This window comes from Roseofilum sp., from assembly GCF_982964205.1.
Window position 1 is genome coordinate 15,670 of the sequence record NZ_CEZBFX010000041.1, and the last position, 22,788, is coordinate 38,457.

The window sequence follows — 22,788 nt, forward strand, 5'->3', positions numbered from 1 at the left end:
TATCAAAACCAACCATTCATTATGACTAAAACCTACTTACCTTCTCAAGAGACTCTCGACCGTAAATGGTATGTGGTTGATGCTGATGGCCAGCGTCTTGGCCGTTTAGCAACAGAAGTGGCCAATATCTTACGAGGCAAAAATAAACCCACGTTTACTCCCCATATGGATGTTGGGGATTTTGTGGTTATTATCAACGCTGAAAAAATCCAGGTGACGGGTAAAAAGCGGGAGCAAAAACTCTATCGCCGCCATTCTGGTCGTCCGGGGGGAATGAAAACGGAAACCTTTGCCAAATTGCAAGGGCGAATTCCCGAGCGTATTCTGGAAAAAGCAGTGAAAGGAATGTTGCCTAAAAATGCTCTAGGACGCAAGCTGTTTACCAAGTTAAAAGTCTATGCGGGGCCAAAACATCCCCATGAGGCACAAACCCCCCAAGTCTTAGAATTGAAAACCGTACCAGAAGGAGATAACTAATGCAAGCTACTGAGAATCAAAACGATCGGGCTGTTTATTGGGGAACCGGACGTAGAAAGTCGTCCATTGCTCGCGTACGCTTGGTTCCCGGCCAAGGGGAGATGAAAATTAATGGTAAACCCGGAGATTTGTATCTCCAGTTCAATCCCCAATATCTGTCAGCAGCTAAAGCGCCTCTGGAAACCTTGGGTCTGGAAAATGACTATGACATTCTGGTGAATGTTACAGGAGGCGGATTAACGGGACAAGCCGACTCGATTCGTTTGGGTGTGGCGAGAGCTTTATGCGAGCTAGATCCAGATAATCGTCAACCTTTGAAAAGTGAAGGGTATCTTACCCGCGATCCGAGGGCAAAGGAGCGGAAAAAATATGGTTTACGCAAAGCCAGAAAAGCTCCTCAATACTCGAAACGTTAAGGGTAGGGGAGAGTTCATCAATTTTTCCCTTTTCCCACTAAGAGGTAGGGGCGCATTTTGGCTTTCGCCTACAGGCAACACAAAGTGAGTAAGGGCAAACGCCTACGTGAAGAATCATCCTAGTTACGGTGAAATTCCGGCCACCTGAGAACCGACGGTCTTTGAGGCGCAGAACGACATTCATTGGGGCAAGCAACGCAGGATGAGGAGCGTACCGAATTGGCAAGCGTGGTAGTCCCCGGAAAGCAAAACAGAGGAAAAGTAGTCTGAAGCTTCGTACTTAGCGTAGCGAGAGCAACAGAGTAGAGGGTCGGTGGCTCCAAATGCCTTTTGACAGACCCTTCCATGTATAGCCTGGAGAATCTGCGTCTTTTCAGAGCGCAGAGTGTCAACAATTGTTCCCTTCTTCTCAAGATTGGGGTGAAACTGCCTCGGCCTCACCCTTTGGGGAGCGATCGCAATTGGATTATAATAGGGATTAACCCCGCTTAGTTGATAATGTTTTTGAAAGTGTAATCATCATGCCTAAATCTGATATTCACCCCCAATGGTATCCAGAAGCTAAAGTATATTGTAATGGCGAGTTTGTAATGACTGTGGGTTCGACTCAGCCAGAACTTCATGTGGATGTTTGGTCTGGAAATCATCCGTTTTATACAGGAACTCAGAAAATTATTGACACTGAAGGACGGGTGGAACGATTCCAGAAACGTTATAACTGGATGGGAAGTACAGGTAACAAGAAGTAGCAGCTATTGCGATTGGTCTTGGTGGGTTGTAGGGGTTTAAACCTACAGTCCATGTATCACTCCCCTGCTGTAAACAACCTAAATCTTGGACATTAGAACAATGGCTGAAGCATATCTTCTTGACAAACTTACTTCCGTTGAACAAACGTTTAATGAATTGACTCGTCGGTTAGCCGATCCAGATATTGCCACGAATCCAGAGGAGGTGCAACGGGTGGCTAAGGCTCGTGCGTCTCTGGAGGAAGTGGTGAATACTTATGAGATCTGGAAAAAGGCTCAAGACGAGTTGATGGGAGCTAGAGAAATTTATAAGGAGTCGAGTGGCGATCGCGAGTTGCAAGAGATCGCTGCCTTGGAAGTACAGGATCTAGAAACAAAAATCGATCAGTTAGAACATCGATTAACAATTTTATTACTGCCCCGAGATCCCAATGATGATAAGAATATTATGTTGGAAATTCGTGGAGGCACGGGAGGAGATGAAGCGAGTATTTGGGCGGGCGATCTGTTAAGGATGTATTCCCGCTATTCGGAAGTGCAAGGCTGGAAGGTGCAGCTTGTCAGTGAGTCTCCAGCAGAAATGGGTGGATTTAAGCAGGCAATCCTTGAGGTGAAAGGGGAGCAAGTTTATAGTAAGCTGAAGTTTGAGGCAGGTGTTCACCGGGTGCAACGGGTTCCAGTGACGGAAACGGGGGGACGAGTTCATACGTCAACGGCGACGGTGGCAATTATGCCGGAAGTAGACGAGGTAGAAGTTGAGATCGATGCTAAGGACGTAGAAATTAGCACGGCTCGTTCCGGCGGTGCAGGTGGACAAAATGTGAACAAGGTGGAAACGGCGGTGGACTTATTCCACAAGCCGACGGGGATTCGGGTATTTTGTACGGAAGAGCGATCGCAGTTGCAAAACCGAGAACGGGCGATGCAGATTTTGCGGGCGAAGTTGTATGATATGAAGCTGCAAGAACAGCAGGATGCGGTTACGGATATGCGGCGATCGCAGGTTGGGACAGGTTCGCGATCGGAAAAAATCCGTACCTACAACTATAAAGATAACCGGATCACCGATCACCGTCTGGGTCAAAACTTTGTTTTAGGAAGTGCGTTAGAAGGTAATATTGAAAATTTAATTCAGGCGTGCATTACTCAAGATCAGCAATTCCGTTTAGAAGAACTAGCCAATCAAACTGTTCAAACTTAGAAATGGGAGATCATGAATTCAGAGTTACAGGTAAAACCTGATTCTAATCTATCCGAACTTTACGATCGAGACTTCTATTTGTGGGTACAGACAACAGTGCAGTTACTCCAAGAAAGACGGCTCGATCGGATTGATTTTGAGGGTTTGATTGAAGAAGTGGAAAGCATGGGGAAGCGCGAGAAAAAGGAGTTAAAAAGCAGGATGACAACGTTGATCGAACATCTCCTAAAACTCAAGTATTGGGAATCTGAAAAAGCAGACAACGCTAGAGGATGGCGACAAGCAGTTGTGGAGCAACGTAGGCAAATTCAATATGTGTTAGAAGATAGTCCTAGCCTGAAAGTTTTGTTAGTAGAGATCTGGACTGAGTGTTATGGAAATGCGAGGAAGGATATTATTAGGAAGTATGGACTAGAGCCAGAATTGTTTCCACTTGAAGCAGGGTTGACTCTAGATGATATTCTTGATGATGATTATATTCCAGAGTAAATTGAATGATTAGAGGGATTCAACGGGTTGCTTAAGTGCCAATTTTAGTTCTTGTTCTAAGACCAAGATCCAATGATATCAAGTCCGAGTAATCAGTTTAACTATGTACAGTGCGTTTCCACTCCTACATTGTTCTGGTAGAACAGTGCCTGTTCTCGATTCCCTATTCCCCAACGTGAAGCATTGCATCATAGCCAATTAACCGAACTTGATATGATAAATCAAAAGAATAACAAAATTTATGACTACCAAAATTGGTGTGTTTCTGCCGAAAAAACAGGATGGAGATGATAAGCAACCCTCTATTAAACGTCTCAATAAGCTCCCCAATGAGGTTATTGATGAACTTTTAGCTTTGATTAAATGCAATAAGGAAGTCAGTTTAGTAGAAGTAGAAGATCTCAATGATACATTAATTGTTAACGGAAATGTTGTCTACAAAAACTTTAATCTTAATGAATTAGATCTCTTCTTCTGGTATGGTGAAATTAGAAAGCCAAACAGTATCTCTGCCCAAAGTAACTTGTATGTTTTGGAACTACTCAAAACATTGGCTTACACTGTAAAGGTTATTCCTAATCCTTATGTTTGTGAAGTTGCTCTAGATAAATACACTGCTCATCGTACCTTAAAGCAAAAGGGAGTAAAAGTTGCAGATTTTATATTAATAAATAACAAGAATTTGTACTTAGCAAAGCCAATTTTAGATAAGTGGGGTTATGCGTTACTTAAACCAAGGAAGGGTGCATTTGGTAAAGGAGTGACACTAATCGATGATTTTTTGAGACTGCGTGATATTATTGAATTCATGGAACAGGAGAGAGGCATTAATTTAAATGAGGGTATACTTCTAGAAAAATATTATGAAAATAATCCTCAAGATTGGCTGAGTACAACCCTTGTCAATGGAGAAATCATGTATGGCTATAGAAAAAAAATAAGTCGATTTTCTGACTTTAGTCACTCTTTTGAAAGTGGTTCTTTTCAGAAAGTCTATGATGCTAATGAAGTAGGTGGAGAGGTCGATCTAGGTGATTTAAAACCACAACATCAACAGTTAGCAAATTTAGCTTATCATGCTATGTCTTATGAAGTCATTGGTTTTGACATGATTTGGCATGAAGATCATCCTATCATCGTGGATGAAAATACTTTTCCTGGCATATACCCAAACTTATTCAACCTAAAGAATCTTTCTCTAGCAGACTCAATGTATCAATTGATTGTACAAGCTTTAAGTTAAAATGGCTTTTAGGATTGGGCTAAAATAGATTCTCCCATTTGAATGTGCCATAAACTAGCATAAACACCATTGTGTTCTAATAGCTCTTGATGACGACCGGACTCGATGACTTTACCGCGCTCCATGACGTAGATACAATGGGCGTTGCGGATGGTGGAGAGTCGGTGAGCGATCGCGATCGTCGTCCGATTTTGAGTGATTCTCTCTAGCGATCGCTGAATCGCCGCTTCTGTCTCATTATCTACCGCAGATGTGGCTTCATCCAGAATCAGAATCGGGGGATTTTTAACAATGGCACGAGCGATCGCCAATCGTTGCCGTTGTCCTCCGGATAATTTCTGACCTCGCTCCCCGACAATTGTATCATATTTTTGCGGTAATTCCATAATAAAGTCGTGGGCTTCCACCAATGTTGCTGCTGCAACAATGTCGGGTTCAGAGGCATTAAATGTGCCATAGGCGATATTTTCAGCCACTGTTCCATGAAATAAAAACACATCTTGGCTGACTAACCCAATACAGCGCCGCAAATCTTCTAGCTGTAGTGTTTGCAACTCTAGACCATCTAACGTAATTGAACCATTTTGAACTTCATAGAGCCGCAACAGGAGCTTAACTAAGGTACTTTTTCCCGAACCTGTTGAGCCAACAATAGCAATTGTTTTGCCCGCAGGAATGGTCAAAGAGACCTGGTTTAATACCGGCAGGCGATCGCGATAGGAAAAACTGACCTCTTTCAGCACAACTTCACCGCGCACTGTCTCCAAGGCAAGGGGAATATCACCCGTATGAATGGCAATGGGCGTATCTAATAATGCCATCACCCGGCGAGTTGAAGCCATGGCACGCTGACATAAATCCAGGGTACTTCCAAGGCGAGTAAGGGGCCAAAGTAACCGTTGAGTCATAAACACCAAGGTGCTGTAGGTTCCCACGGCTAAAGTCCCATTCGTGACCTCCAAACCTCCATAGAGCAGGATACAGCTAAAACCGAGTAAAATTAACATCCGCACCAAGGGAATAAACGCCGCAGAATAGGCGATCGCCTCCTCATTGGAGTGTTGATAGGCAGTTGAATCTTGGCCCACCCGCTTGACTTCGTATTCTTCGGCGGTAAAACTTTTAATTGTGGTAATACCACTGAGATTATTGGCTAAACGATGGTTGAGAAAGCCCGCATTTTGCCGCACTTTCGTATAGCGAGGAGCGAGAAATTTTTGATAGGCGATTGAACCCCAAATAATAAATGGCATGGGGACAAGGGTCATCCAAGCGACTTCCGGTGCTAGGATCAGAAACATTGAGCCAATAATTAAAACAGTCGTTGCCACTTGAATTACTTCATTGGCTCCCACATCCAAAAAGCGCTCCAATTGGTTAATATCATCATTGAGAATCGACATTAACTCGCCTGTGCTGCGGTCTTCAAAATAGGCAATTTCCAGGTTTTGTAAATGACTGTAGGCATCTAAACGTAGATGATGTTGAATGGTTTGGGCTAAATTGCGCCACAACCGTTCATAGGCATATTGAAACGCAGATTCCAATCCCCAAACTAGGGCTGACAGCAGGGTGAGGAGTAAGAGTTGGGTAAAAACGCTGGTAATTCCCAAAGCGGCGATCGCCGAATTTTCTTGTTTAACCACCACATCCACCGCGATCCCAATCAGGATGGGAGGGGCAAGATCGAAGATTTTGTTGAGGATCGAAGTGGCGATCGCCAACCGGACTTTATTCTGATAGGGGCCACTATACTGAATTAAACGCTGAAGAGGAGAAGAACTAGAATTCACAGATTTGGGGGTAGGGTAGATGAAATCGTACTTAATGAGTCTAGCAATAGAATTGAACTCTTCACTGGTGAATTCTTCGGGTTTCCTCTATAGTTTCTGAAAATAGAGAAAGAACACTTAACCAGAGAGATGAGTCGGAGTTAACCCATGAAGATTGAAATTGTTGGTCAAGATGCAGAGAGGGCAACTGAGGAGTTACTCAATATTGCTGGAATTGAGGGCAGTTATGAAACGCTCCATGAACCCCAGAGAGCCGAGGTATTAACCACGATCGCCACTATTGTTGGTATTGTCGGGGGAACAATGGCGATCGCCAAGCAACTCTACGAATGGTATCAGAAGTCCCAGAAGAAAGACTCCGGACGCAAGCTGGAGAAAGTCATGATTGTCACCGATGACGGTCGGCGTTTACTACTCAAAGATGCTACAGTCGAGCAGATTAAAGAACTCTTGGAGTAAAATCAAGTCTGCTGAATCAGTTATAATTAGTCATTGCGAACGGAACGCAGTGGAGTGAAGTAATCCCGCCCATCTCGAAAATTATGGTGATTCCTTCCCTGCGGTCGCAATGACAACAGTTTAGCCGGACTTGATAGCCAATAAAAATTGCTCATTATTCATTGTTAACGATCAAATGCTTCAGATTCTGCATATCGATTTGAAACTCAGTGGGAGTGAAGAGGCGAAAGTTCGGTTCTTTTGGGATAATCCGAATGAATTTCAGGAACTGGTGCTGCCATTAGATGAGATGGGAGAGTTGAATCAATGGGCAAAATTGCGTTACTATACTGCGCTTCCTGTTCCCTATCCTGAAGCTGGGCACATCCTTTATGACTGGTTAAATCAAAATTACCGTCTGGAAAATACGCTCAGAGACTGTCCTCACGGGGAACAAATTGTTCTCGCTATTGCCGCAGAACAGGGATTGGCTAATCTACCTTGGGAAATATTGCATGATGGAGAGCGGTTTTTAGTTGAGAAGAATCCGGTGATCGTTCCGGTAAGGTGGGTTAAGGGAAGAAAATCCAGTTTGAGTCTACACAACCAACCCAATAATCGAGTTCTCAATGTTTTGTTTATGGCAACATCGCCTTCTGGAGTTAAGACAGTGCTGGATTTTGAGGCAGAAGAAGGGCAGATCCTCAAAGCAACAGAACGGAAAAAATCGCTATGTTTAACGGTAGAAGAAAGTGGCAATTTACAGGAATTAGGTTACTTGGTTGAAGACTACGCCAAAGGATACTTCGATGTGGCTCACTTCACCGGTCATGCAGAAATTGAAGATGGCCAACCTTACTTTTTCACAGAAACAGAACTCGGAGAGCGTCAAAATAGCACGGCTCAAGAGATTGCCAGAGCATTGCAATTCAATACTCCCAAGCTCAGGTTTCTTTCTGGGTGTCGCACCGGATATTCTGATGACGATGTAGTTGCCTCAATGGCTGAAGCATTATTACACAAAGGTGCAAGGGCAGTATTGAGTTGGGGCGATCGAGTTAACGATAATCTGGCATCAGAAGCGGCTGGGACATTTTATGAGGCGCTTGCGGTAGGGCGAACGGTTACGGAAGCTTTAGCGTTAACCTATCAAGCTCTATTGCAATCTAGAGAATCCGGACAGTGGCACTTACTGCGATTGTACGTTGCCGATATTCTGCCTGGGGCATTGGTGACACCCCTAAGAACTAAAGGGCGAGAACCCATTCCTCGACCTGATTGGGAGTGTTCTGATGCTAGTTTTGTGAATCGTGGGCATGAGAAGGAGGGGGAGGTGGTGTGGTGGGTAATACTCTTTCTTTCTCTCTAGACTTTAACAGATAAGGAATTCACAAGAAAATCTAAATTTCTTATCAATGCATTGAGTACAGTATTCTCAGCCTTTCATTACCTGTTACTGTTCATAGAAACGGTCACTTCCTCTTCCTTATTAAACAGCTATTTTTTCAGGATTTATCGGATGGTGATACAGTACCATAAGTTGCTGTTCGCTTAGGGTCTCGATGGCATAGGCTTTGCCTTCATTATCGCTAAATTCTACTTCAAAAACTTGGGGTTCGTATTCTTCGACAATGGTTCCCACCTGCCCTCGATAGAGTCCGAGTTCTGGTGAATTTTCGAGTAAGGCAACCATATCCAAAAGTTTCATATCTATGCTCCATTATCAATTTTTCGGGGCAATTCTTTTAGTTGAACATTCATGACTGAGTTTTGTGCGATCGCAAATAACCAGACCTAAAACTACTATACGCAATTAATCGCAAAAACCAAGACTCTCAGTAAATTATTCAAGTCAGCAGGGACGCGGTAGAGATCGAGATCCTGAGTTACTGTCCGAGATTGACGATTAAATTGACCGAATTGCCAAATATTACCAGTCGAAACCGCACCTTGCAGAATCATTTGCTCGGTTTCAAACCACTGTTCTAGGGCAATTAATTCAATCGCTAATTGCAGAAAACCGCGCTCTAAATCTTCATTTTTAGCTTCAATGACTAAGAACGTTTGCCGATTCTGGAGCAGATAGTCTAAGGAGCCTTTCAATTGATGGTTTACGGCAACGGGATATTCCACATTGAGCGTGACTTCAGTATAGTGCATTACGTCTGTTAAAACGGGAGCAATGAGAAACTCTCGTCTCGCCATTTCGCTAGTTAAACTCAGACGCGGGAGACTTTCTTCAATCCGATTTTTCAAGTCTTCCAGGCGATCCAATTCGCCCGTATATTCGGGAAGTCTTAGAGATTTTCGTTGCAGTGAAATATCAAAATATGCTAGAATATCTTGTGGGGCAAAGTTGAGCTTAAAGTAATCTGCAAATGTATAAGATTCGTTGGAGTTAATAACTGGAGATTTAGGCATAGATTTGAATTAAAAATAAAGGGATATTTTTGTTGCTGTCACTTAGGTAAAAAAGGTATTGACGTTGCAAGCAAAACCAGGAAGCAAAGGAGAGGTTATCTCATCTTCCTCTAATAATGTCATCACTAACTCTAATTTTGCTTGTTGCCGTCGATAAACTTCTACCGTCTTTAACCGCCAGTCCACAATCCAATATTCCCGAACGCCTTGATTAGAATATAATTTTAACTTGCTTTCCTTATCCCGACGAACATCAGCTTTACTTTCCGATAATACTTCAACTATTAACTCTGGAGCGGTGGTAAAATGACCCGATTCATCAACAAAATCGTTTAATTTATCGTTAGTCATCCAAACCAGATCGGGAATAACATTATCGGTATCACTGAAAATCACACCTGGATTGAATATTACTTCACCCAATTCCGTTTCACTTGACCAGTTTCCTAAAAGTCGGCAAATTTCACCAATGGTCTTTTGATGTTTCCAATGGGGGGCGTGGGTTCTGTACAATTCTCCATTGATAATTTCATAACGGTTATTGTTATTGGGCAACAGTTCTAAATCGGCTGATGTCCAGGGAATTTGAATGTTTGTCATGGTCGTGAGGTACTATCTTACAAATTGATTCAACTATAACGTTTTCCTCTGGTCAATGTTATCCTAAACTTAGCCTATTGCTCATTTTTACTCTGGTTCGTGAACTCTGATTGCTCTAACCCTCGACCTTAAGCCGAACGAAGTCCTCAAGGAAAACTGATTATCATTGCCCCAACCAATGGAGAAACTGGCATCCTAACTTTATTTCTTCAATATGGGCGCTATAGCATCAAAAATGCTGTTACCATTACCACGCTTTGCGCAGTAATGGTAACAGTCCTAATCAAATAGTTGTTTGTAAGGGGCTAAACCGGTTCTGAGGTGGGGAGTTTACCAAAAATGCGGTCAGTAAACTTGACGTACCATGCACCTGCTTGCACTTGGATAATGTAAGCCATGGTAATGATCAGGGCAATTTCTGAGCCTTCTTGACCAAACACTGTCATGGCGATCGCTAGAGCAATGGACAGGTTACGCATCACTGTACCATAAACGAGGGCGATCGCATTGTCGCGATCGAATAAAGCTTTACCAATTAAGGTACTCAACAGAAAATTAAATCCATAAATTGTGACCAAAGGCGCTAACAATGAGAGCAGCATCACCGGATTGGCTAAAATCGATTTAGCTTTGAGCGCCATAGCGACAAACACAATCCCTAATACTCCCAATGTGGAGAATACAGGGAATTTTTTCTTCAGGTTTTTCTGATATTTTTCCATTCCCACTTGCTGAATCAGTAGAAACTGAGTCACCTGGCCTAAAATCATGGGTAAAAAGACAATAATGATAATTTGTTTAAAAATACTAACCAGGGGAATCTCAATCACGGTTCCCATCAGGTATTTGGCATAAAAGGGAGTTGCAATAGAGCCAACGATTAAGCCAATTACTGTCATTTTAATCGCCGCGTTGATATTGCCCTTAGCAAAACCGGTCCAGGAAATCGTCATACCACTGGTGGGCAATAGGGAAGTGAGCAGTAAGCCCAACAAGATTAGAGGTTGCTCATTAAAAAATAGTTTCCCCACGCCAAAAGCAAAAAAGGGAATGATCCCAAAGTTAATTAGTTGGGTAATAATTTGAACTTTATAGTCTCCCCCGGAGATCACTTTCTTCATTTGCAAGTTGATCATCATCGGATAGACCATTAAGAAGGTCAGGGGAATGATGAGAGATTTAAGCTCCGATGGATTGGCAACGATGCCAAAGACAACTCCTAAGAGCATAAAAATAGGAATTGACCAAGTCAAGTTTTTTTGTAAGAATGATAGTATTTTCCACATAACTAATTGAATTAAAATAAGGGCAATGGATGGATCGATAATTCTCCCCAATTTCTATATCATTCCATTGGGGAGACGGTGACCTAAATTGGAGGAAAGATTTAATCTTCCAGAACTGGGTGGTTTTGACTGTGCAAGTTATAGCGCTTCATGTTAGTAATGGGTATTTTTTCCCTTAAAAGTGCCCATTTCCACTGCTATGCAGTTAACACTGGCGTTTTCAGAGAGCGAATAACGGCTTCCATTTTCTGACTGGCTTCTTCAGCCATGGCTTGGACATCAGGATGTTCAACCGCTTTGAGCATTCCCAAGGGGTTAACCGCAGAGACTTCAACTGCTCCTTCTCCCCTCTTTTGGACTACAACATTGCAAGGAAAGAGGGTTCCCGCTTTGTCATCGGCTTGCAGGGCACGATGGGCAAGCTGGGGATGACACGCACCGAGAATCCGATAAGCATGAAAATCTATACCATGTTTGGCGAAGGCGTTTTGGACATTGATTTCGGTTAAAATCCCAAATCCTTCTTGTTTTAGGGCATCGGTGACTTGGGCGATCGCCTCTTCCAGGGTTGTATTTAAAACAATACTAAAGTGGTAATTCATAATCCTCTGTCTTCTGTTTCAGTGGTCAGGGCGGTTGTCTCCGTTGTCCCTCCTTTCTTAAGCCTATAACATCGTTATTTAGTTGTCAAGCGTTTTATGTTAGCTATATGTACTCATACGTGCAAAATACAATCTTTTTTTTAGGCTTTTTGGGTTAAATCTTCCACTCCTACAGACTGAAACTATAGGGTAATGATTAGAAAACCTTGCATTTTTCATAAGATCACCATATAGTTATATTAATATCAGATTTTTATTAACTCGCCTCTTGTTGGGGGGGCACAGTTCAGTAGATAGGCAAGCTTTGGAGAAAAAACGATGACAAACGTTGTAGTAATTGGGGCAGGTTTAGGTGGACTTCCAGCAGTACATGAATTACGCAGCTTACTGCCTAAGAGCGATCGCCTCATCCTGATTAGCGATCGCTCCCATTTCACCTTTATCCCTGGATTAATCCGAGTCACCCTAGGTATGGCCTCGTTAGAATCGATTCAAATCGATCTCGAACCCCACCTCAAACGTTTGGGAATTGAATGGATTAACCACAAAGTCACCGCTCTCAACCCCCATACCCAAACCATTACCGTAGAAGGGGGGCAAACTGTCAACTATGACTATGTAGCGATCGCCACCGGAGCCTCCTTTGCCTTTGACGCAATCCCTGGACTCGGCCCCCATGGCGGTTATACCCAATCCGTTTGTACCCCGGATCACGCCATCCATGCGCGGGAAGCCTGGGTAAAATACCTGGAAAATCCTGGCCCCCTAGTCGTTGGAGCAGCCCCTGGAGCCGGTTGTTTTGGCCCTGCCTACGAATTTCTACTGATGGCAGATTCAGAATTACGCCGTCGAGGATTACGAGATCGAGTCACCCTCACCTACGTTACCCCAGAACCCTACATCGGCCACTTAGGCGTAAGTGATGTCAAAAATGCCAAAGAATACACCAGCGAACTCCTCAAAGAACGAGGGATAGAAACCTTTACCAATGCCGAAATTACAGCCATTACCCCAGACAAAGTTATCCTCAAGACCGGTCAACAACTCCCCTTTAGCTACTCCATGATTTTACCATCCTTCCGGGGAGCTAAATTCCTACAACAACTGCCAGAGATTGCGAACGCCAAAGGCTTTATTCCCGTAAATCCCACCTATCGCCATCGGGATTTTCCCTCCATTTATGCCCTAGGAGTGGCAGTGGCTCTCGACCAACCTGATCAAACTTCCATTCCCATCGGTTTACCCAAAAGTGGAGCCATGACGGAAGCGATGGCTGTTGCTGTCGCTCACAATATTGCCGTAGCTAGTGGAGCGGTTTCTGCCCCCTTCCAGCGTCCGACCCTAGAATCGGTTTGTTTAGCGGAATATGGAGAGACTGGCATTGTCTATGTTGCGATTCCAGTACTGCCCGATCCCAGTTTAGAAGAGCCTCAAAATTCCTATGCTCTCAAAGGCCGTTGGGTGGTTTGGGGTAAGGAACTGCTGGAATACTACTTTATGGTGAAAATGAGATGGGGTTTAGGAATGCCTTGGTTTGAACGGTTAGGACTGCGGATCTTATTCCAAGTGAACATCGCTAAACCTTATACCTACGAATCCTTACAACTTTCCCAATAAGCATAACCCTATCAGGGGCTAGAGTATTGGGCAAACGTCTAGGTAGACCGGGCGATTTCCTTTGACTTTAGCCCCATTCTTCACTTACCGAGACGGGTTGAGGATTCAGATCTAAATACCCAATACTCTTAAATTTGCGATCGCCCATATTCGACGATCTTTAGCTCTAAATCTCTTCTGAGGGAACGATCGGCCCCTTCAATAATCCAGTAAGATGCAGCTAACGATCCCCCATTGCTATACACTGTGGAATTGGAGAACATGAATAGTATAGATGGAATAAATGGATATTGGTCAGAAGGTAAAAGTAAAAGGTTTAATCGATCGCATCCCTGCTAATCTGGTAGACAAAATCAAGCAGAACCCTGTAGGGACAATCACCGGCTATAAAATGGTCGATGGATCGGGTGTCGGTTTTGTAGTTGAGTTTAGCGGTCAATTTTCAACTTGGTTCTTTGAAGAAGAGCTAGTGGCACAGTAAGACCCTTGAATTCATCACCAACAGTGACCATTGGTTTGGCCCTTGGTCACTGAGTACCCATGAAAGCGCTAAACTGGGACAACAGCGTGATTGTGAATAATTAACAGACATGGCTCTGATTCTGACATTTTTGGGTAAGGGTGGCACGGGTAAAACAACCTTGGCCATTGCCACGGCTAAACATATGGCTAGTACGGGGAAGCGGGTGCTGTTAGCCCTGTCTGAACCCCCTTCAGTGATTGGATTGATGTTGGGCCAGGTGAAAGAAGGGACTCCTGGGGTCATTGAATCGAATCTGGAGGCGGTTAATCTCCGAAGCGCTGCCTTATTAGAGCGCAGTTGGGAAGATGTGAAGCAACTGGAAGCGCAGTATTTACAAAAGCCGTTTTTTAAGGAAGTTTTTGGTCAAGAGTTGGGGTTATTACCGGGAATGGATGGGGCGTTAGCTTTGTACGCTCTGCGGGATTATGACCAAAGCGGAAAATATGATGTGATTGTATATGATGGAGACGGCGATCGCGAAACCCTGAGAATGTTGGGAACACCGGAAATCATGAGTTGGTATATCCGTCGGTTCCGGGATGTGATTGTGAACTCAGATGTGGGCCAAGCCCTATCGCCGTTTCTAGGCCCCATTAGTAGCGCCATTTTGAATGTAGACCTGTCTAAGGATAATTTTGCTGCTCCCACTCAAGAAGCCAATTCAACCCTGGATGCAGGCAAAGCAGCTATTACGAATCCCAATCGAGTGGCAGCCTATTTAGTAACCACAGGGGATAAAACAGCATTAGCGAAGGCCATGGATTTGTGGGGGAGTGCCCAGCAAGTCGGGGTTACAGTGGGAGGCGTGATTTTGAATAAGTCCGTCATTCACGATACCCAGGCCGCTGAAGCCGCCAATAGCTTTCAGAAATTGTACGATACCTTCGATCATGAGGCGATCGATGTTAGCACCGCTACGGCTCAATTTGAGCCATTGAGTATTAGCATTGTGCCCTTTGAGAAAAGCAAAAATTGGCAAGTGCTGCAAAAGGCGCTACCGGATTTTACCGAAGCAACTCGTGCCCCGAAACCCATCACGCTTGATGTGGCTCAAAAGAGTGTCAGTTTATTTTTGCCTGGATTTGATAAGAAACAGGTCAAACTCACCCAATACGGGCCAGAAATTACCATTGAAGCTGGCGACCAACGGCGCAATATTTTGCTCCCTCCGGCATTAAGTGGTAAACCCGTAAAAGGCGCAAAGTTCCAAGACTGCTATCTGAACATTTCATTTTAAGAGGAATTGTAACCCCCCAATTTGAGGAGAACCAGGCTATGAGTAACGACGAAACGGCATCTCAATCTACATCTTCCCGACGACGGCGACGCAGTAGCACTAGCAGTAGTCCCCCTAGCGCCAGTGCCCAAACTCGGCAAATGCTGGGGATGAAGGGCGCAGAAACGAAAGAAACGAACATTTGGAAAATTCGCCTCCAGTTGATGAAACCGATTACTTGGATTCCTCTGATTTGGGGGGTTCTCTGTGGGGCGGTCTCTTCTGGAGGTTTTACTTGGACAGTAGAGAATGTGTTGATGGCGGCGGCTTGTATGCTGCTGTCAGGGCCATTGATGGTGGGCTATACCCAAACCATGAATGATTATTATGATGCGGAAATTGATGCCATTAATGAACCCTATCGACCCATTCCCTCTGGAGCCATTTCTACAGACCAGGTAGAGGCTCAGATTTGGATCTTATTATTATTAGGGGTCTTCTTGGCCTACGGTTTGGATATTTGGGCAGGTCATGAAGTCAAGGTGATTACGGCGATCGCCGTTTTTGGCAGCTATATTTCTTATATCTATTCTGCACCCCCCCTGAAACTCAAGCAAAATGGTTGGCTTGGTAATTATGCCCTCGGTGCCAGTTATATCGCCTTTCCCTGGTGGGCAGGTCATGCCCTGTTTGGGCAAATGAATTGGACGATCGCCATTTTGACCCTATTTTACAGTCTTTCGGGGTTGGGGATTGCGATCGTTAATGACTTTAAGAGCGTAGAAGGAGACCAGAAACTGGGCTTAAAATCCCTGCCCGTGATGTTCGGAATTGGCACAGCAGCCTGGATTTGTGTACTGATGATTGATATCTTCCAAGCTGGAGTTGCCGCCTATCTCATCAGCATTCACGAAAATTTCTATGCCACCATTCTGCTCCTATTTGTGATTCCCCAAATCACATTCCAAGATATGTATTTCCTCCGAAATCCCCTGGAAAATGATGTCAAATACCAAGCCAGCGCCCAACCTTTCCTCGTTCTAGGAATGCTAGTTACTGCCATGGCTTTAGGTCACGCAGGCATTTAAGTCAACAACTACATCGTAGGGTGGGCAGGGTCTAACACTAGAAATTGTAGAATACCACTTATTCTCTTGCTCACCCTAAAGGATTAGAACTTATACAGCGCTTTGCGCTGTCATGATGGACAGTTTTGAATCCTCAAAGCTATGTACCAAAAGCCTATTCCCTATTCCCTATTCCCTAGCGCAAAGCGCTATATCTGTATATCTGTTTTTGGGGATACATTACCAGCGATCGTAATCCTCTAAGATATTTATTTGAGGTTTCAAGTTGTACGAACCAACAGACTATGATCGCCTCTCTTTTTTCTTTCAGTCTAGCTTATATGCCTCATGGTAACTGTTATCTGTGGCAAACTCCCCTAGTCAGTCTTCACGTTACTAGTGATGCTCTGATTGCCTTAGCTTATTTTTCTATTCCTATCATTCTCGTTTACTCAGTATATAAACGTCAAGATGTTCCATTCTTAAATATTTTTATTCTATTTAGTGCTTTTATTATTCTTTGTGGAATTGGTCACTTACTTGAGGTCTGGACCCTGTGGTATCCCAATTACTGGATCTCGGGTATTGAGCAAGCGGCTACTGCCTTAGTTTCTTGTTATACGGCTGCTGCCATGGTGACTTTAATTCCTCAGTTTTTATCGCTCAAAACTCCCGAAGAATTAGCCCTTATAAATCAGCAATTACAAGAAGAAATAAAACTTCGTCAACAAGCTGAAAATGAACTCAGAATTACCAACGGAAATTTAGAACAGCGAGTTCAAGAACGCATCCAAGAACTGAACCAGATTAATCAGAATCTAGCAGCAGAAATTGAAGCTCGTACCCGGATAGAATCTGCCTTACGGGATTCCGAGAAAAAAGAACGGGAAAAAGCAGACAATTTAGAGCAAATGTTAGGACAATTGAAAAACACCCAATCTCAACTGGTGCAATCTGAAAAAATGGCTGCTTTAGGTAAAATGGTTAGGGGGATAGCCCACGAAATCAATAACCCCATTACGTTTATCTATAGTAATATTGAGTCTAGCTTTCAATATGTTCATGATTTGCTCAATTTAATTGGGCTGTATCAGTTACATTACCCTGAACCTGTTCCTGTAATTACGAATCAGATCGAATCCCTCGATTTAGAGTTTATCCAAGAAGATTTTATCCAGCTACTCGACTCAATGAAAACAGGGGCAGATCGAATTAGAAAGATCGTGTTATCTTTGAGTGATTTTTCCCGTTTAGATGAACAAGGGTATAAATTCATTGACTTAAACAAAGCTATAGAGAATACCCTGGGTTTACTTTCCAATTCCTTATTGCCCTTGTTTGCAACAGGGGCGATTAAAGTGAGTCAGAAATTCAACGAAATTCCGCCAGTGAAATGCTATCCAGGACAGCTCAATCAAGCTCTGGTGAATATATTAGAAAATGCCATTGATGCCGTGGTTGAACAGCGGAAAGTTGAGCCGGATTTTACAGGAGAAATTCAGATAGAAACAAAGAGGGATTCTCACGATAGAGTGGTTATTCTGATTCAGGATAATGGTTTGGGAATTCCTGATGAAATCAGGAGCAAGATTTTCGATCCTTTTTTTAGTACTAAACCCATTGGTCAGGGAACTGGATTGGGTCTGACTACTGCCTATCAAATTATTGTTCAAGAACATCACGGAGAGTTCGAGTGTACATCAAATCCAGGGATGGGTACTTGTTTTAAGATCGATTTGCCGCTTTCTTGTGCTGCTTGATACAGAAATTTCCGCTTTTGTGAGATAGATGTTTACTCTATGGTCAATTAATAGAGTTACCCTACAAGGTTTAATTTTGAATTGATACTAGGGCTTGTTGCACTTGAGCCATGACGGTGAACCAATCTCCAGGTTGAGTTTGGCGGAATAAGCGAACGGTAGAATACCAGGGACTGTCAACACGCAGGAACATCCACCGCCAATCACAGCTAAAGTGTAAAAGTATCCATGTAGGCTTACCTAATGTTGCGGATAAGTGAGCGATCGCCGTATCCACTGTAATCACCAGATCCAGTTGCCGGATAATATGAGCGGTATCGAGAAAGTCATCACAGTTTGGGTTAAAGACTTGGATAGGGGTTTGCTGTAATTGTTGGCGATCGCCTTCAGAGAGTTCTTTTTGGAGGCTATGAAAGCATACATTGTCGCAATTAAACAGGGGCAGTAAGTCAGAAAATAAACACGATCGTAAATAATTGTTAGGATGTTCTGTATTGCCTTGCCATGCTAACCCCACTTTCAATTTAGCTGTGCTTTCCGGGAGGATCAAATTTTCGGGAAGATCGGGTAAAGTAAAAGGCAGCGGAGCAGGAATGGTGTTTAAGGATGTTTTGCTTAAGTGAGGTAAACTCATTAAGGAAGCCTGTTCATCAAAGGGGGGTAATGTCTCTTCCCTGGTAACAATTTGCTCAAGGTGCGGCAAGGTGGCAAACAGACGCTTCAGAGGTGGGCGACATTCGAGGATAATCTTGGCTCCCTGTTCTTTCACCCAGGGGAGATAACGGATCATTTGTATCATATCCCCTAAGCCTTGTTCGCTATAGAGCATGAGGGTTTTACCAACTAAAGGTTCACCGTTCCAAGAGGGTTGGGTAAGGTTGCCTGTGGTGAATTCTTCAGTTTTCCAGCGCCATTCATATTCACTAAATCCTTGTTCGAGAAAACCGAGACTGAGCAGGGCAAACGCCAGTCCGGTATGGGCTTTGGGTTCTTCGGAGTCGAGTTTTAATCCCTTCTGATAGGCAAGGATGGCTTCGGCGATATGACCCTGTTGGATGAGGGCATGGCCGAGGGTATAATAGGCTTCGGTGTAGTTGGGGTTAACTTCAGTTGCCCGCTTATAATATGCGATCGCCTCTTGACGACGCTTAACGTTAATTCCTGTCACCTTTTCTTGCTGTTGTAGTGTATTTCCCAGGTTCAGCAGCGCTTGGGGAAAGTTAGGATTCAAATGTAAGGCTTGCTGGTAATAGGCAATGGCGCGATCGCACTCTTGTTCAGCCTTGTACAGATTACCCAGATTATAGAAACTTTCCACCTGATTGGGATCGATCGCGATCGCCTGTTCCAAAGCCTGTTTCGCTTCTGCAATCTGATTTTGCTGATGGTAGAGTAAACCCAGATTACTGTAAGCCCCCGCATGATTCGGTTGTAGCTCTAAGAGGAGTTGATAACAGGCGATCGCTTCTTCTGTACGTTCACTCGCACTCAGAGCATTACCTAAGTTAAACCGCGCCTCAATAAAGTCGGGTTTGAGGGCGATCGCGCTTTCGTAATGAGCGATCGCCTCCTCTAACTTTCCCTGTCCCCGCGCCACCATTCCCAATAAACACAACACATTCGTATTTTCTGGTTCCTGCTGCACAATTTGCCCATAAACCTCTTCTGCTTGGGCATATTGTCCCTGTTGGTGATAGGTAAAGCCTTGTTTTAGTAGTTCTTCGGTAGACATTGGAATGAACAATGATGAAAGATATAAGGTGGGAGCCTTTTCCTAGTTAATCAGAATATCGACGAACAATAGCTCTCAAGTAGCACTTCGCAAAACTCTAGTAATCGATTCATCCCCCAAAATCGATCTTCTGAACGGTTGGGTTTGTTAATGTGACTGATATGACCGCCTTTTTGGGTGAGAATCAGATGAGCATTGGGATTTTGAGCCATGTGCTCTTTCATCTGCGGGATAATTTGCGGATTGAATAGAGGGTCGTCTTCGGCATAAATAATTAAGTAGGGAAGTGTTAAGCAATCCAAAAAGTACAGGGCGCTGGTTTGGTGATAATAGTCTTCGATGCTGTTAAAACCGTAGTAGTCAATGACCATTTCGCGATCGCACCGATCGACTGAAGTCATCCGTTCCACAGCACCCGATTTTAACGTCTGGGGAAAGAGTTCTCGCCGTTTTTCGGCTTCGGCGCAAAATTTTCGCACAAAACGCTGCTCAATTTTTCGACCCATGAACGTGGTTCGTAAATGGGCTAGAGAAAGGTTAGATTCGAGATTTGTAGAGAGAGTCGCTCCGCCGCAGATGAGAGAACAACGGGTTTCGATGGCTGCATTTAATCCCCATAACGCTAATTGTCCCCCCATCGACGCACCGGTGAGAATTACTGGAGTAGGACAACCCAGGTTTATTAGTTGTTCCGCCAGATGAACTTGGTCTTGTCCTTCTCGCCAACCGTAGGAGGAGGGGACGGGAGAAAGTTGGGCAGTTTTTCCGTGACCTCGCCAATCGTAGAGGAGAATAGCAAAATTACGCTGGTAAGCTTTGCGAGCGAATAAATGAGCGTACCACTCGTTTTTAACTATGCCATCGATTCCCGTATTGAAGATGATTGTCCCTTGAGCATTGGTGGGACAACTCCATATGCCCCAGAGAGGAACGCCTTCAGCACCTGTGAAGATCTGTTCTTGCCAAGGAACTTGGGGGAGATGGCTTAACCAGGAAGCGCGATCGCCCCATTTTTTCCATGTTTTTCCATACCAGTAGTCTACAACCAGGGTTTGGATTAAACCATCGTTGAAGTAGAAGGGAGGTTGATATTCAATCATTGTTGATCGATTTTGTCGAGGCATAATCCCATTCCCTATTCCTTAGCGCTTTGCGCTATATTCCTTGACTTCTTTTTAATTTTTAATGGATATGAGGATAATGGGCTGGGAAGGGTTAATCACGGGCAGTAGATGTTCAAGTTCAATGGCCTGAGTCGAAAATAGGGTATTTAAATTCAGAGGAATACTCGGGTTATGCGGATAAGCTTCGATGAGGGTTTGCAGGAGGTCGTACCATATTCCATTTTGGATATAAAATCTAATTTGATCGGCGATCGCCCCTTGTGTTAATTGTTGTTGGTGTATTGGCTCTAACGGAATGCGTTTAATTCCCGTCGCCACATGATCTAACCATTGTCCATTGCAGTTCAATTGAAAGTAGCCAACATAAACTTGGTTGACCTCTAAGCTTGGTGAATTCGGTAAGTCAGCAAGATTAACCGCAACTAATCCAGACTGTTGTTTCAGGCTCAACCCTACTTTATAAACTTCATTACCCGTTTCGTCCTCCAAAGCAAACTCTACAATCTCTGATTGATTGGGAGGAACATAGAAATAAAGGGTAGGAGAAGCTTGGGTTGTCAACCCAAAGCTATGTCTGGGCATAATTGAGCTTAAGGCTTGATATTCTCCACCCGTCTCGGCTTTCATCGTGCAGCCGGTGCGACTTCCAGCGCTTTCACGGCGACTGGGGAGACCCGGGGGTGGCTCTTCCCAGTCTTGCAGTTGGGGAACATAGACAATTTGTTCGCTTTCTGAAGAGGTTTGAGCGATCGCCACAGATACATCCCAATTTAAGGATAAACCAACTAGAGATGTAATTGTGGCGATCGCCATACACCGTCGGCATAAACTTAAGGATAAAGGAAGGAAGTCAAACATAGGTAGATTTCCACCAAGCAAAAGAAACACCACTGAAGCGCATCGACCCTACTAACCCTGATGCTATCACGTATCCCGTGACAGCCCCGTGACAGTACGGAAAGGCTTTTAAGAGGTAACTACACACTTCCCCGGGCAATTACATGATTTTCCCAGAAAATTAAGCATCTTTTTAGAATTGGAAGACAATAAAGCCAACCGTTTTTCCCAGGAGGGACAAAAACTTCTAAAATAAGAAGGGTTTCTGGGGAAACTCCATTGATTTAGCCCAGGATTCATTTCTTTAATTGTGACATAAGGGTAATGGTAAATGGCGATCGCAACCAGCCAATTAGTGAAACGCAAGCGTCAAGGTCATCCTCTGGTGATGCTCACAGCCTGGGATTATCCATTTGCTCAACTGCTCGATAAGGCTGGGGTCGATCTGATTTTAGTGGGAGATTCTCTGGCGATGGTAGCGTTAGGTCACCCCACAACCCTACCGGTAACCTTGGATCAGATGATTCATCATACCCAAGCGGTCTGTCGAGGCGTGCAAGAAGCGTTGGTGGTGTGCGATCTCCCCTTTATGAGTTATCAAGAAGGCCCCATTCAGGCTTTAAGATCGGCGGGTCGAGTGTTGAAGGAAACCCAAGCGGGGGCAGTGAAATTAGAGGGGGGCTATCCGGAAATGATCGAGATTGTCCATCGTTTAAGTTTAAGCGGTATTCCGGTCGTCGGTCATGTGGGGGTAACGCCTCAGTCCGTGCATCGACAGGGTTATCGCAGACAGGGAAAGGCACAAGTAGAAGGCGATCGCATTTTACACGAGGCGATCGCTCTTTCGGAAGCCGGAGCCTTTACCATTATCCTGGAAAATATCACCCACGATCTAGCTCAAAAAATTACTGAAACCCTTCCTATTCCCACCATTGGCATTGGCGCAGGACCCCATTGTGATGGCCAAGTGTTAGTCACAAGCGACGTTCTAGGACTCTCCAGTTGGCAACCCCCCTTTGCTAAAGTCTATGCTAATCTCCACGAGACGATTACCGATGCAGTGAAAACCTTTAGTCAGGAAGTGCGCGATCGCCAGTTTCCATAAGCCTCTATGCAATATAGCGCTTCGCACGGTAATGGGTAATACAGCAGTTTCCTCTGCTATGAGGTACATTAATGACGGTTTTTAACAATATC

General features: G+C 44.1%; 24 protein-coding genes. 14 read left to right on the forward strand and 10 right to left on the reverse strand.

The annotated features are described in order from the left end of the window. The first annotated feature begins 21 nt into the window (after window positions 1-21). The 6 genes from rplM to AC3A14_RS12220 all read left to right on the forward strand — a co-directional run bounded on the left by rplM (window position 22) and on the right by AC3A14_RS12220 (window position 4,575). Window positions 22-477, forward strand: coding sequence for a 50S ribosomal protein L13 (rplM, locus tag AC3A14_RS12195; protein ID WP_318700789.1), 456 nt, complete (start codon window positions 22-24; stop codon window positions 475-477). Beyond that, window positions 477-893 (forward strand): 30S ribosomal protein S9, encoded by a 417-nt coding sequence (gene rpsI / locus AC3A14_RS12200; RefSeq protein WP_318700790.1) that lies wholly within the window; start codon window positions 477-479, stop codon window positions 891-893. The genes rplM and rpsI overlap by 1 nt, the downstream gene beginning before the upstream one ends. A gap of 521 nt (window positions 894-1,414) precedes the next feature. Then, window positions 1,415-1,642 (forward strand): 50S ribosomal protein L31, encoded by a 228-nt coding sequence (rpmE, locus tag AC3A14_RS12205; protein ID WP_271938991.1) that lies wholly within the window; start codon window positions 1,415-1,417, stop codon window positions 1,640-1,642. A gap of 100 nt (window positions 1,643-1,742) precedes the next feature. Continuing rightward, window positions 1,743-2,843, forward strand: coding sequence for a peptide chain release factor 1 (prfA, locus tag AC3A14_RS12210; protein ID WP_318733592.1), 1,101 nt, complete (start codon window positions 1,743-1,745; stop codon window positions 2,841-2,843). Window positions 2,844-2,855: 12 nt separating this feature from the next. Then, window positions 2,856-3,332 carry a DUF29 domain-containing protein gene (locus tag AC3A14_RS12215; protein ID WP_318733590.1) on the forward strand — a complete coding sequence of 159 codons (477 nt, stop codon included), beginning with the start codon at window positions 2,856-2,858 and terminating at the stop codon, window positions 3,330-3,332. Window positions 3,333-3,573: 241 nt separating this feature from the next. Then, window positions 3,574-4,575, forward strand: a complete 1,002-nt coding sequence (locus AC3A14_RS12220) for an ATP-grasp domain-containing protein (RefSeq protein WP_318733588.1) — start codon at window positions 3,574-3,576, stop codon at window positions 4,573-4,575. Window positions 4,576-4,583: 8 nt separating this feature from the next. On the opposite strand, the gene AC3A14_RS12225 is transcribed toward AC3A14_RS12220, so the two are convergent. After that, window positions 4,584-6,368, reverse strand: coding sequence for an ABC transporter ATP-binding protein (locus AC3A14_RS12225; RefSeq protein WP_318733586.1), 1,785 nt, complete (start codon window positions 6,366-6,368; stop codon window positions 4,584-4,586). Window positions 6,369-6,515: 147 nt separating this feature from the next. Between AC3A14_RS12225 and AC3A14_RS12230 the strand changes: the two genes are divergently transcribed. Both AC3A14_RS12230 and AC3A14_RS12235 read left to right on the forward strand, forming a co-directional pair. Continuing rightward, window positions 6,516-6,827, forward strand: coding sequence for a hypothetical protein (locus tag AC3A14_RS12230; protein ID WP_318700797.1), 312 nt, complete (start codon window positions 6,516-6,518; stop codon window positions 6,825-6,827). A 175-nt stretch (window positions 6,828-7,002) separates the two neighbouring features. After that, window positions 7,003-8,175 (forward strand): CHAT domain-containing protein, encoded by a 1,173-nt coding sequence (locus AC3A14_RS12235; RefSeq protein WP_318733584.1) that lies wholly within the window; start codon window positions 7,003-7,005, stop codon window positions 8,173-8,175. Window positions 8,176-8,295: 120 nt separating this feature from the next. On the opposite strand, the gene AC3A14_RS12240 is transcribed toward AC3A14_RS12235, so the two are convergent. From AC3A14_RS12240 to AC3A14_RS12260, 5 genes are all read right to left on the reverse strand, one after another. Next, window positions 8,296-8,514, reverse strand: a complete 219-nt coding sequence (locus AC3A14_RS12240) for a DUF4926 domain-containing protein (protein WP_318733582.1) — start codon at window positions 8,512-8,514, stop codon at window positions 8,296-8,298. 95 nt (window positions 8,515-8,609) lie between these two features. Further along, window positions 8,610-9,227, reverse strand: a complete 618-nt coding sequence (locus tag AC3A14_RS12245; RefSeq protein ID WP_318733580.1) for a hypothetical protein — start codon at window positions 9,225-9,227, stop codon at window positions 8,610-8,612. A gap of 42 nt (window positions 9,228-9,269) precedes the next feature. Continuing rightward, entirely contained in the window at window positions 9,270-9,827 is a 558-nt protein-coding gene (locus AC3A14_RS12250; protein WP_318733577.1) for a Uma2 family endonuclease, read from the reverse strand. A gap of 305 nt (window positions 9,828-10,132) precedes the next feature. Next, the gene (locus tag AC3A14_RS12255; protein WP_413039124.1) at window positions 10,133-11,113 is read right to left on the reverse strand and encodes an arsenic resistance protein; all 981 of its coding nucleotides are present in this window, start codon (window positions 11,111-11,113) and stop codon (window positions 10,133-10,135) included. Window positions 11,114-11,310: 197 nt separating this feature from the next. Continuing rightward, a complete protein-coding gene (locus AC3A14_RS12260) occupies window positions 11,311-11,715 on the reverse strand; it encodes a DUF302 domain-containing protein (RefSeq protein ID WP_318733573.1) in 405 nt (134 codons plus the stop codon). Window positions 11,716-12,033: 318 nt separating this feature from the next. Here AC3A14_RS12260 and AC3A14_RS12265 point away from each other — a divergent pair, with 318 nt between their 5' ends. Next, window positions 12,034-13,332: an NAD(P)/FAD-dependent oxidoreductase gene (locus AC3A14_RS12265; RefSeq protein WP_318733571.1), complete on the forward strand. Its 1,299-nt coding sequence runs from the start codon at window positions 12,034-12,036 to the stop codon at window positions 13,330-13,332. A 128-nt stretch (window positions 13,333-13,460) separates the two neighbouring features. On the opposite strand, the gene AC3A14_RS12270 is transcribed toward AC3A14_RS12265, so the two are convergent. Further along, complete coding sequence (locus AC3A14_RS12270; RefSeq protein ID WP_318733569.1) at window positions 13,461-13,595, reverse strand: hypothetical protein; 135 nt, start codon at window positions 13,593-13,595, stop codon at window positions 13,461-13,463. A gap of 20 nt (window positions 13,596-13,615) precedes the next feature. On the opposite strand from AC3A14_RS12270, the gene petP reads away from it, so the two are divergent. The 4 genes from petP to AC3A14_RS12290 all read left to right on the forward strand — a co-directional run bounded on the left by petP (window position 13,616) and on the right by AC3A14_RS12290 (window position 17,898). Continuing rightward, a complete protein-coding gene (gene petP, locus AC3A14_RS12275) occupies window positions 13,616-13,813 on the forward strand; it encodes a cytochrome b6f subunit PetP (protein ID WP_271943546.1) in 198 nt (65 codons plus the stop codon). A gap of 109 nt (window positions 13,814-13,922) precedes the next feature. Next, window positions 13,923-15,092 (forward strand): Get3/ArsA fold putative tail anchor-mediating ATPase NosAFP, encoded by a 1,170-nt coding sequence (locus AC3A14_RS12280; RefSeq protein WP_318733567.1) that lies wholly within the window; start codon window positions 13,923-13,925, stop codon window positions 15,090-15,092. Between the two features lie 38 nt (window positions 15,093-15,130). Further along, a complete protein-coding gene (chlG, locus tag AC3A14_RS12285) occupies window positions 15,131-16,159 on the forward strand; it encodes a chlorophyll synthase ChlG (protein WP_318700806.1) in 1,029 nt (342 codons plus the stop codon). A gap of 284 nt (window positions 16,160-16,443) precedes the next feature. Beyond that, window positions 16,444-17,898: a sensor histidine kinase gene (locus AC3A14_RS12290; RefSeq protein WP_318736733.1), complete on the forward strand. Its 1,455-nt coding sequence runs from the start codon at window positions 16,444-16,446 to the stop codon at window positions 17,896-17,898. 70 nt (window positions 17,899-17,968) lie between these two features. Here AC3A14_RS12290 and AC3A14_RS12295 read toward each other — a convergent pair whose 3' ends face one another. The 3 genes from AC3A14_RS12295 to AC3A14_RS12305 are packed head-to-tail and all read right to left on the reverse strand — an operon-like array spanning window position 17,969 to window position 21,612. Beyond that, window positions 17,969-19,630 carry a tetratricopeptide repeat protein gene (locus AC3A14_RS12295; RefSeq protein WP_318733563.1) on the reverse strand — a complete coding sequence of 554 codons (1,662 nt, stop codon included), beginning with the start codon at window positions 19,628-19,630 and terminating at the stop codon, window positions 17,969-17,971. Window positions 19,631-19,680: 50 nt separating this feature from the next. Beyond that, window positions 19,681-20,754, reverse strand: coding sequence for a YheT family hydrolase (locus AC3A14_RS12300; protein ID WP_318733561.1), 1,074 nt, complete (start codon window positions 20,752-20,754; stop codon window positions 19,681-19,683). Window positions 20,755-20,805: 51 nt separating this feature from the next. Continuing rightward, window positions 20,806-21,612 (reverse strand): DUF928 domain-containing protein, encoded by an 807-nt coding sequence (locus AC3A14_RS12305; protein WP_318733560.1) that lies wholly within the window; start codon window positions 21,610-21,612, stop codon window positions 20,806-20,808. 310 nt (window positions 21,613-21,922) lie between these two features. On the opposite strand from AC3A14_RS12305, the gene panB reads away from it, so the two are divergent. Further along, window positions 21,923-22,696: a 3-methyl-2-oxobutanoate hydroxymethyltransferase gene (gene panB, locus AC3A14_RS12310; RefSeq protein WP_318733559.1), complete on the forward strand. Its 774-nt coding sequence runs from the start codon at window positions 21,923-21,925 to the stop codon at window positions 22,694-22,696. The last annotated feature ends 92 nt before the right edge of the window (window positions 22,697-22,788 follow it).

Excerpts from the sequence above, each read along its gene's own strand:
- AC3A14_RS12240 (WP_318733582.1), bottom strand. The coding sequence starts at position 8,514 with ATGAAACTTTTGGATATGGTTGCCTTACTCGAAAATTCACCAGAACTC.
- rpsI (WP_318700790.1), top strand. The coding sequence starts at position 477 with ATGCAAGCTACTGAGAATCAAAACGATCGGGCTGTTTATTGGGGAACC.
- petP (WP_271943546.1), top strand. The coding sequence starts at position 13,616 with ATGGATATTGGTCAGAAGGTAAAAGTAAAAGGTTTAATCGATCGCATC.
- AC3A14_RS12280 (WP_318733567.1), top strand. The coding sequence starts at position 13,923 with ATGGCTCTGATTCTGACATTTTTGGGTAAGGGTGGCACGGGTAAAACA.
- AC3A14_RS12270 (WP_318733569.1), bottom strand. The coding sequence starts at position 13,595 with ATGTTCTCCAATTCCACAGTGTATAGCAATGGGGGATCGTTAGCTGCA.
- AC3A14_RS12220 (WP_318733588.1), top strand. The coding sequence starts at position 3,574 with ATGACTACCAAAATTGGTGTGTTTCTGCCGAAAAAACAGGATGGAGAT.
- AC3A14_RS12260 (WP_318733573.1), bottom strand. The coding sequence starts at position 11,715 with ATGAATTACCACTTTAGTATTGTTTTAAATACAACCCTGGAAGAGGCG.
- rpmE (WP_271938991.1), top strand. The coding sequence starts at position 1,415 with ATGCCTAAATCTGATATTCACCCCCAATGGTATCCAGAAGCTAAAGTA.
- AC3A14_RS12305 (WP_318733560.1), bottom strand. The coding sequence starts at position 21,612 with ATGTTTGACTTCCTTCCTTTATCCTTAAGTTTATGCCGACGGTGTATG.
- chlG (WP_318700806.1), top strand. The coding sequence starts at position 15,131 with ATGAGTAACGACGAAACGGCATCTCAATCTACATCTTCCCGACGACGG.
- AC3A14_RS12250 (WP_318733577.1), bottom strand. The coding sequence starts at position 9,827 with ATGACAAACATTCAAATTCCCTGGACATCAGCCGATTTAGAACTGTTG.
- AC3A14_RS12290 (WP_318736733.1), top strand. The coding sequence starts at position 16,444 with ATGATCGCCTCTCTTTTTTCTTTCAGTCTAGCTTATATGCCTCATGGT.
- AC3A14_RS12235 (WP_318733584.1), top strand. The coding sequence starts at position 7,003 with ATGCTTCAGATTCTGCATATCGATTTGAAACTCAGTGGGAGTGAAGAG.
- prfA (WP_318733592.1), top strand. The coding sequence starts at position 1,743 with ATGGCTGAAGCATATCTTCTTGACAAACTTACTTCCGTTGAACAAACG.
- AC3A14_RS12300 (WP_318733561.1), bottom strand. The coding sequence starts at position 20,754 with ATGCCTCGACAAAATCGATCAACAATGATTGAATATCAACCTCCCTTC.
- AC3A14_RS12295 (WP_318733563.1), bottom strand. The coding sequence starts at position 19,630 with ATGTCTACCGAAGAACTACTAAAACAAGGCTTTACCTATCACCAACAG.
- AC3A14_RS12245 (WP_318733580.1), bottom strand. The coding sequence starts at position 9,227 with ATGCCTAAATCTCCAGTTATTAACTCCAACGAATCTTATACATTTGCA.
- AC3A14_RS12255 (WP_413039124.1), bottom strand. The coding sequence starts at position 11,113 with ATGTGGAAAATACTATCATTCTTACAAAAAAACTTGACTTGGTCAATT.
- AC3A14_RS12265 (WP_318733571.1), top strand. The coding sequence starts at position 12,034 with ATGACAAACGTTGTAGTAATTGGGGCAGGTTTAGGTGGACTTCCAGCA.
- rplM (WP_318700789.1), top strand. The coding sequence starts at position 22 with ATGACTAAAACCTACTTACCTTCTCAAGAGACTCTCGACCGTAAATGG.
- panB (WP_318733559.1), top strand. The coding sequence starts at position 21,923 with ATGGCGATCGCAACCAGCCAATTAGTGAAACGCAAGCGTCAAGGTCAT.
- AC3A14_RS12215 (WP_318733590.1), top strand. The coding sequence starts at position 2,856 with ATGAATTCAGAGTTACAGGTAAAACCTGATTCTAATCTATCCGAACTT.
- AC3A14_RS12230 (WP_318700797.1), top strand. The coding sequence starts at position 6,516 with ATGAAGATTGAAATTGTTGGTCAAGATGCAGAGAGGGCAACTGAGGAG.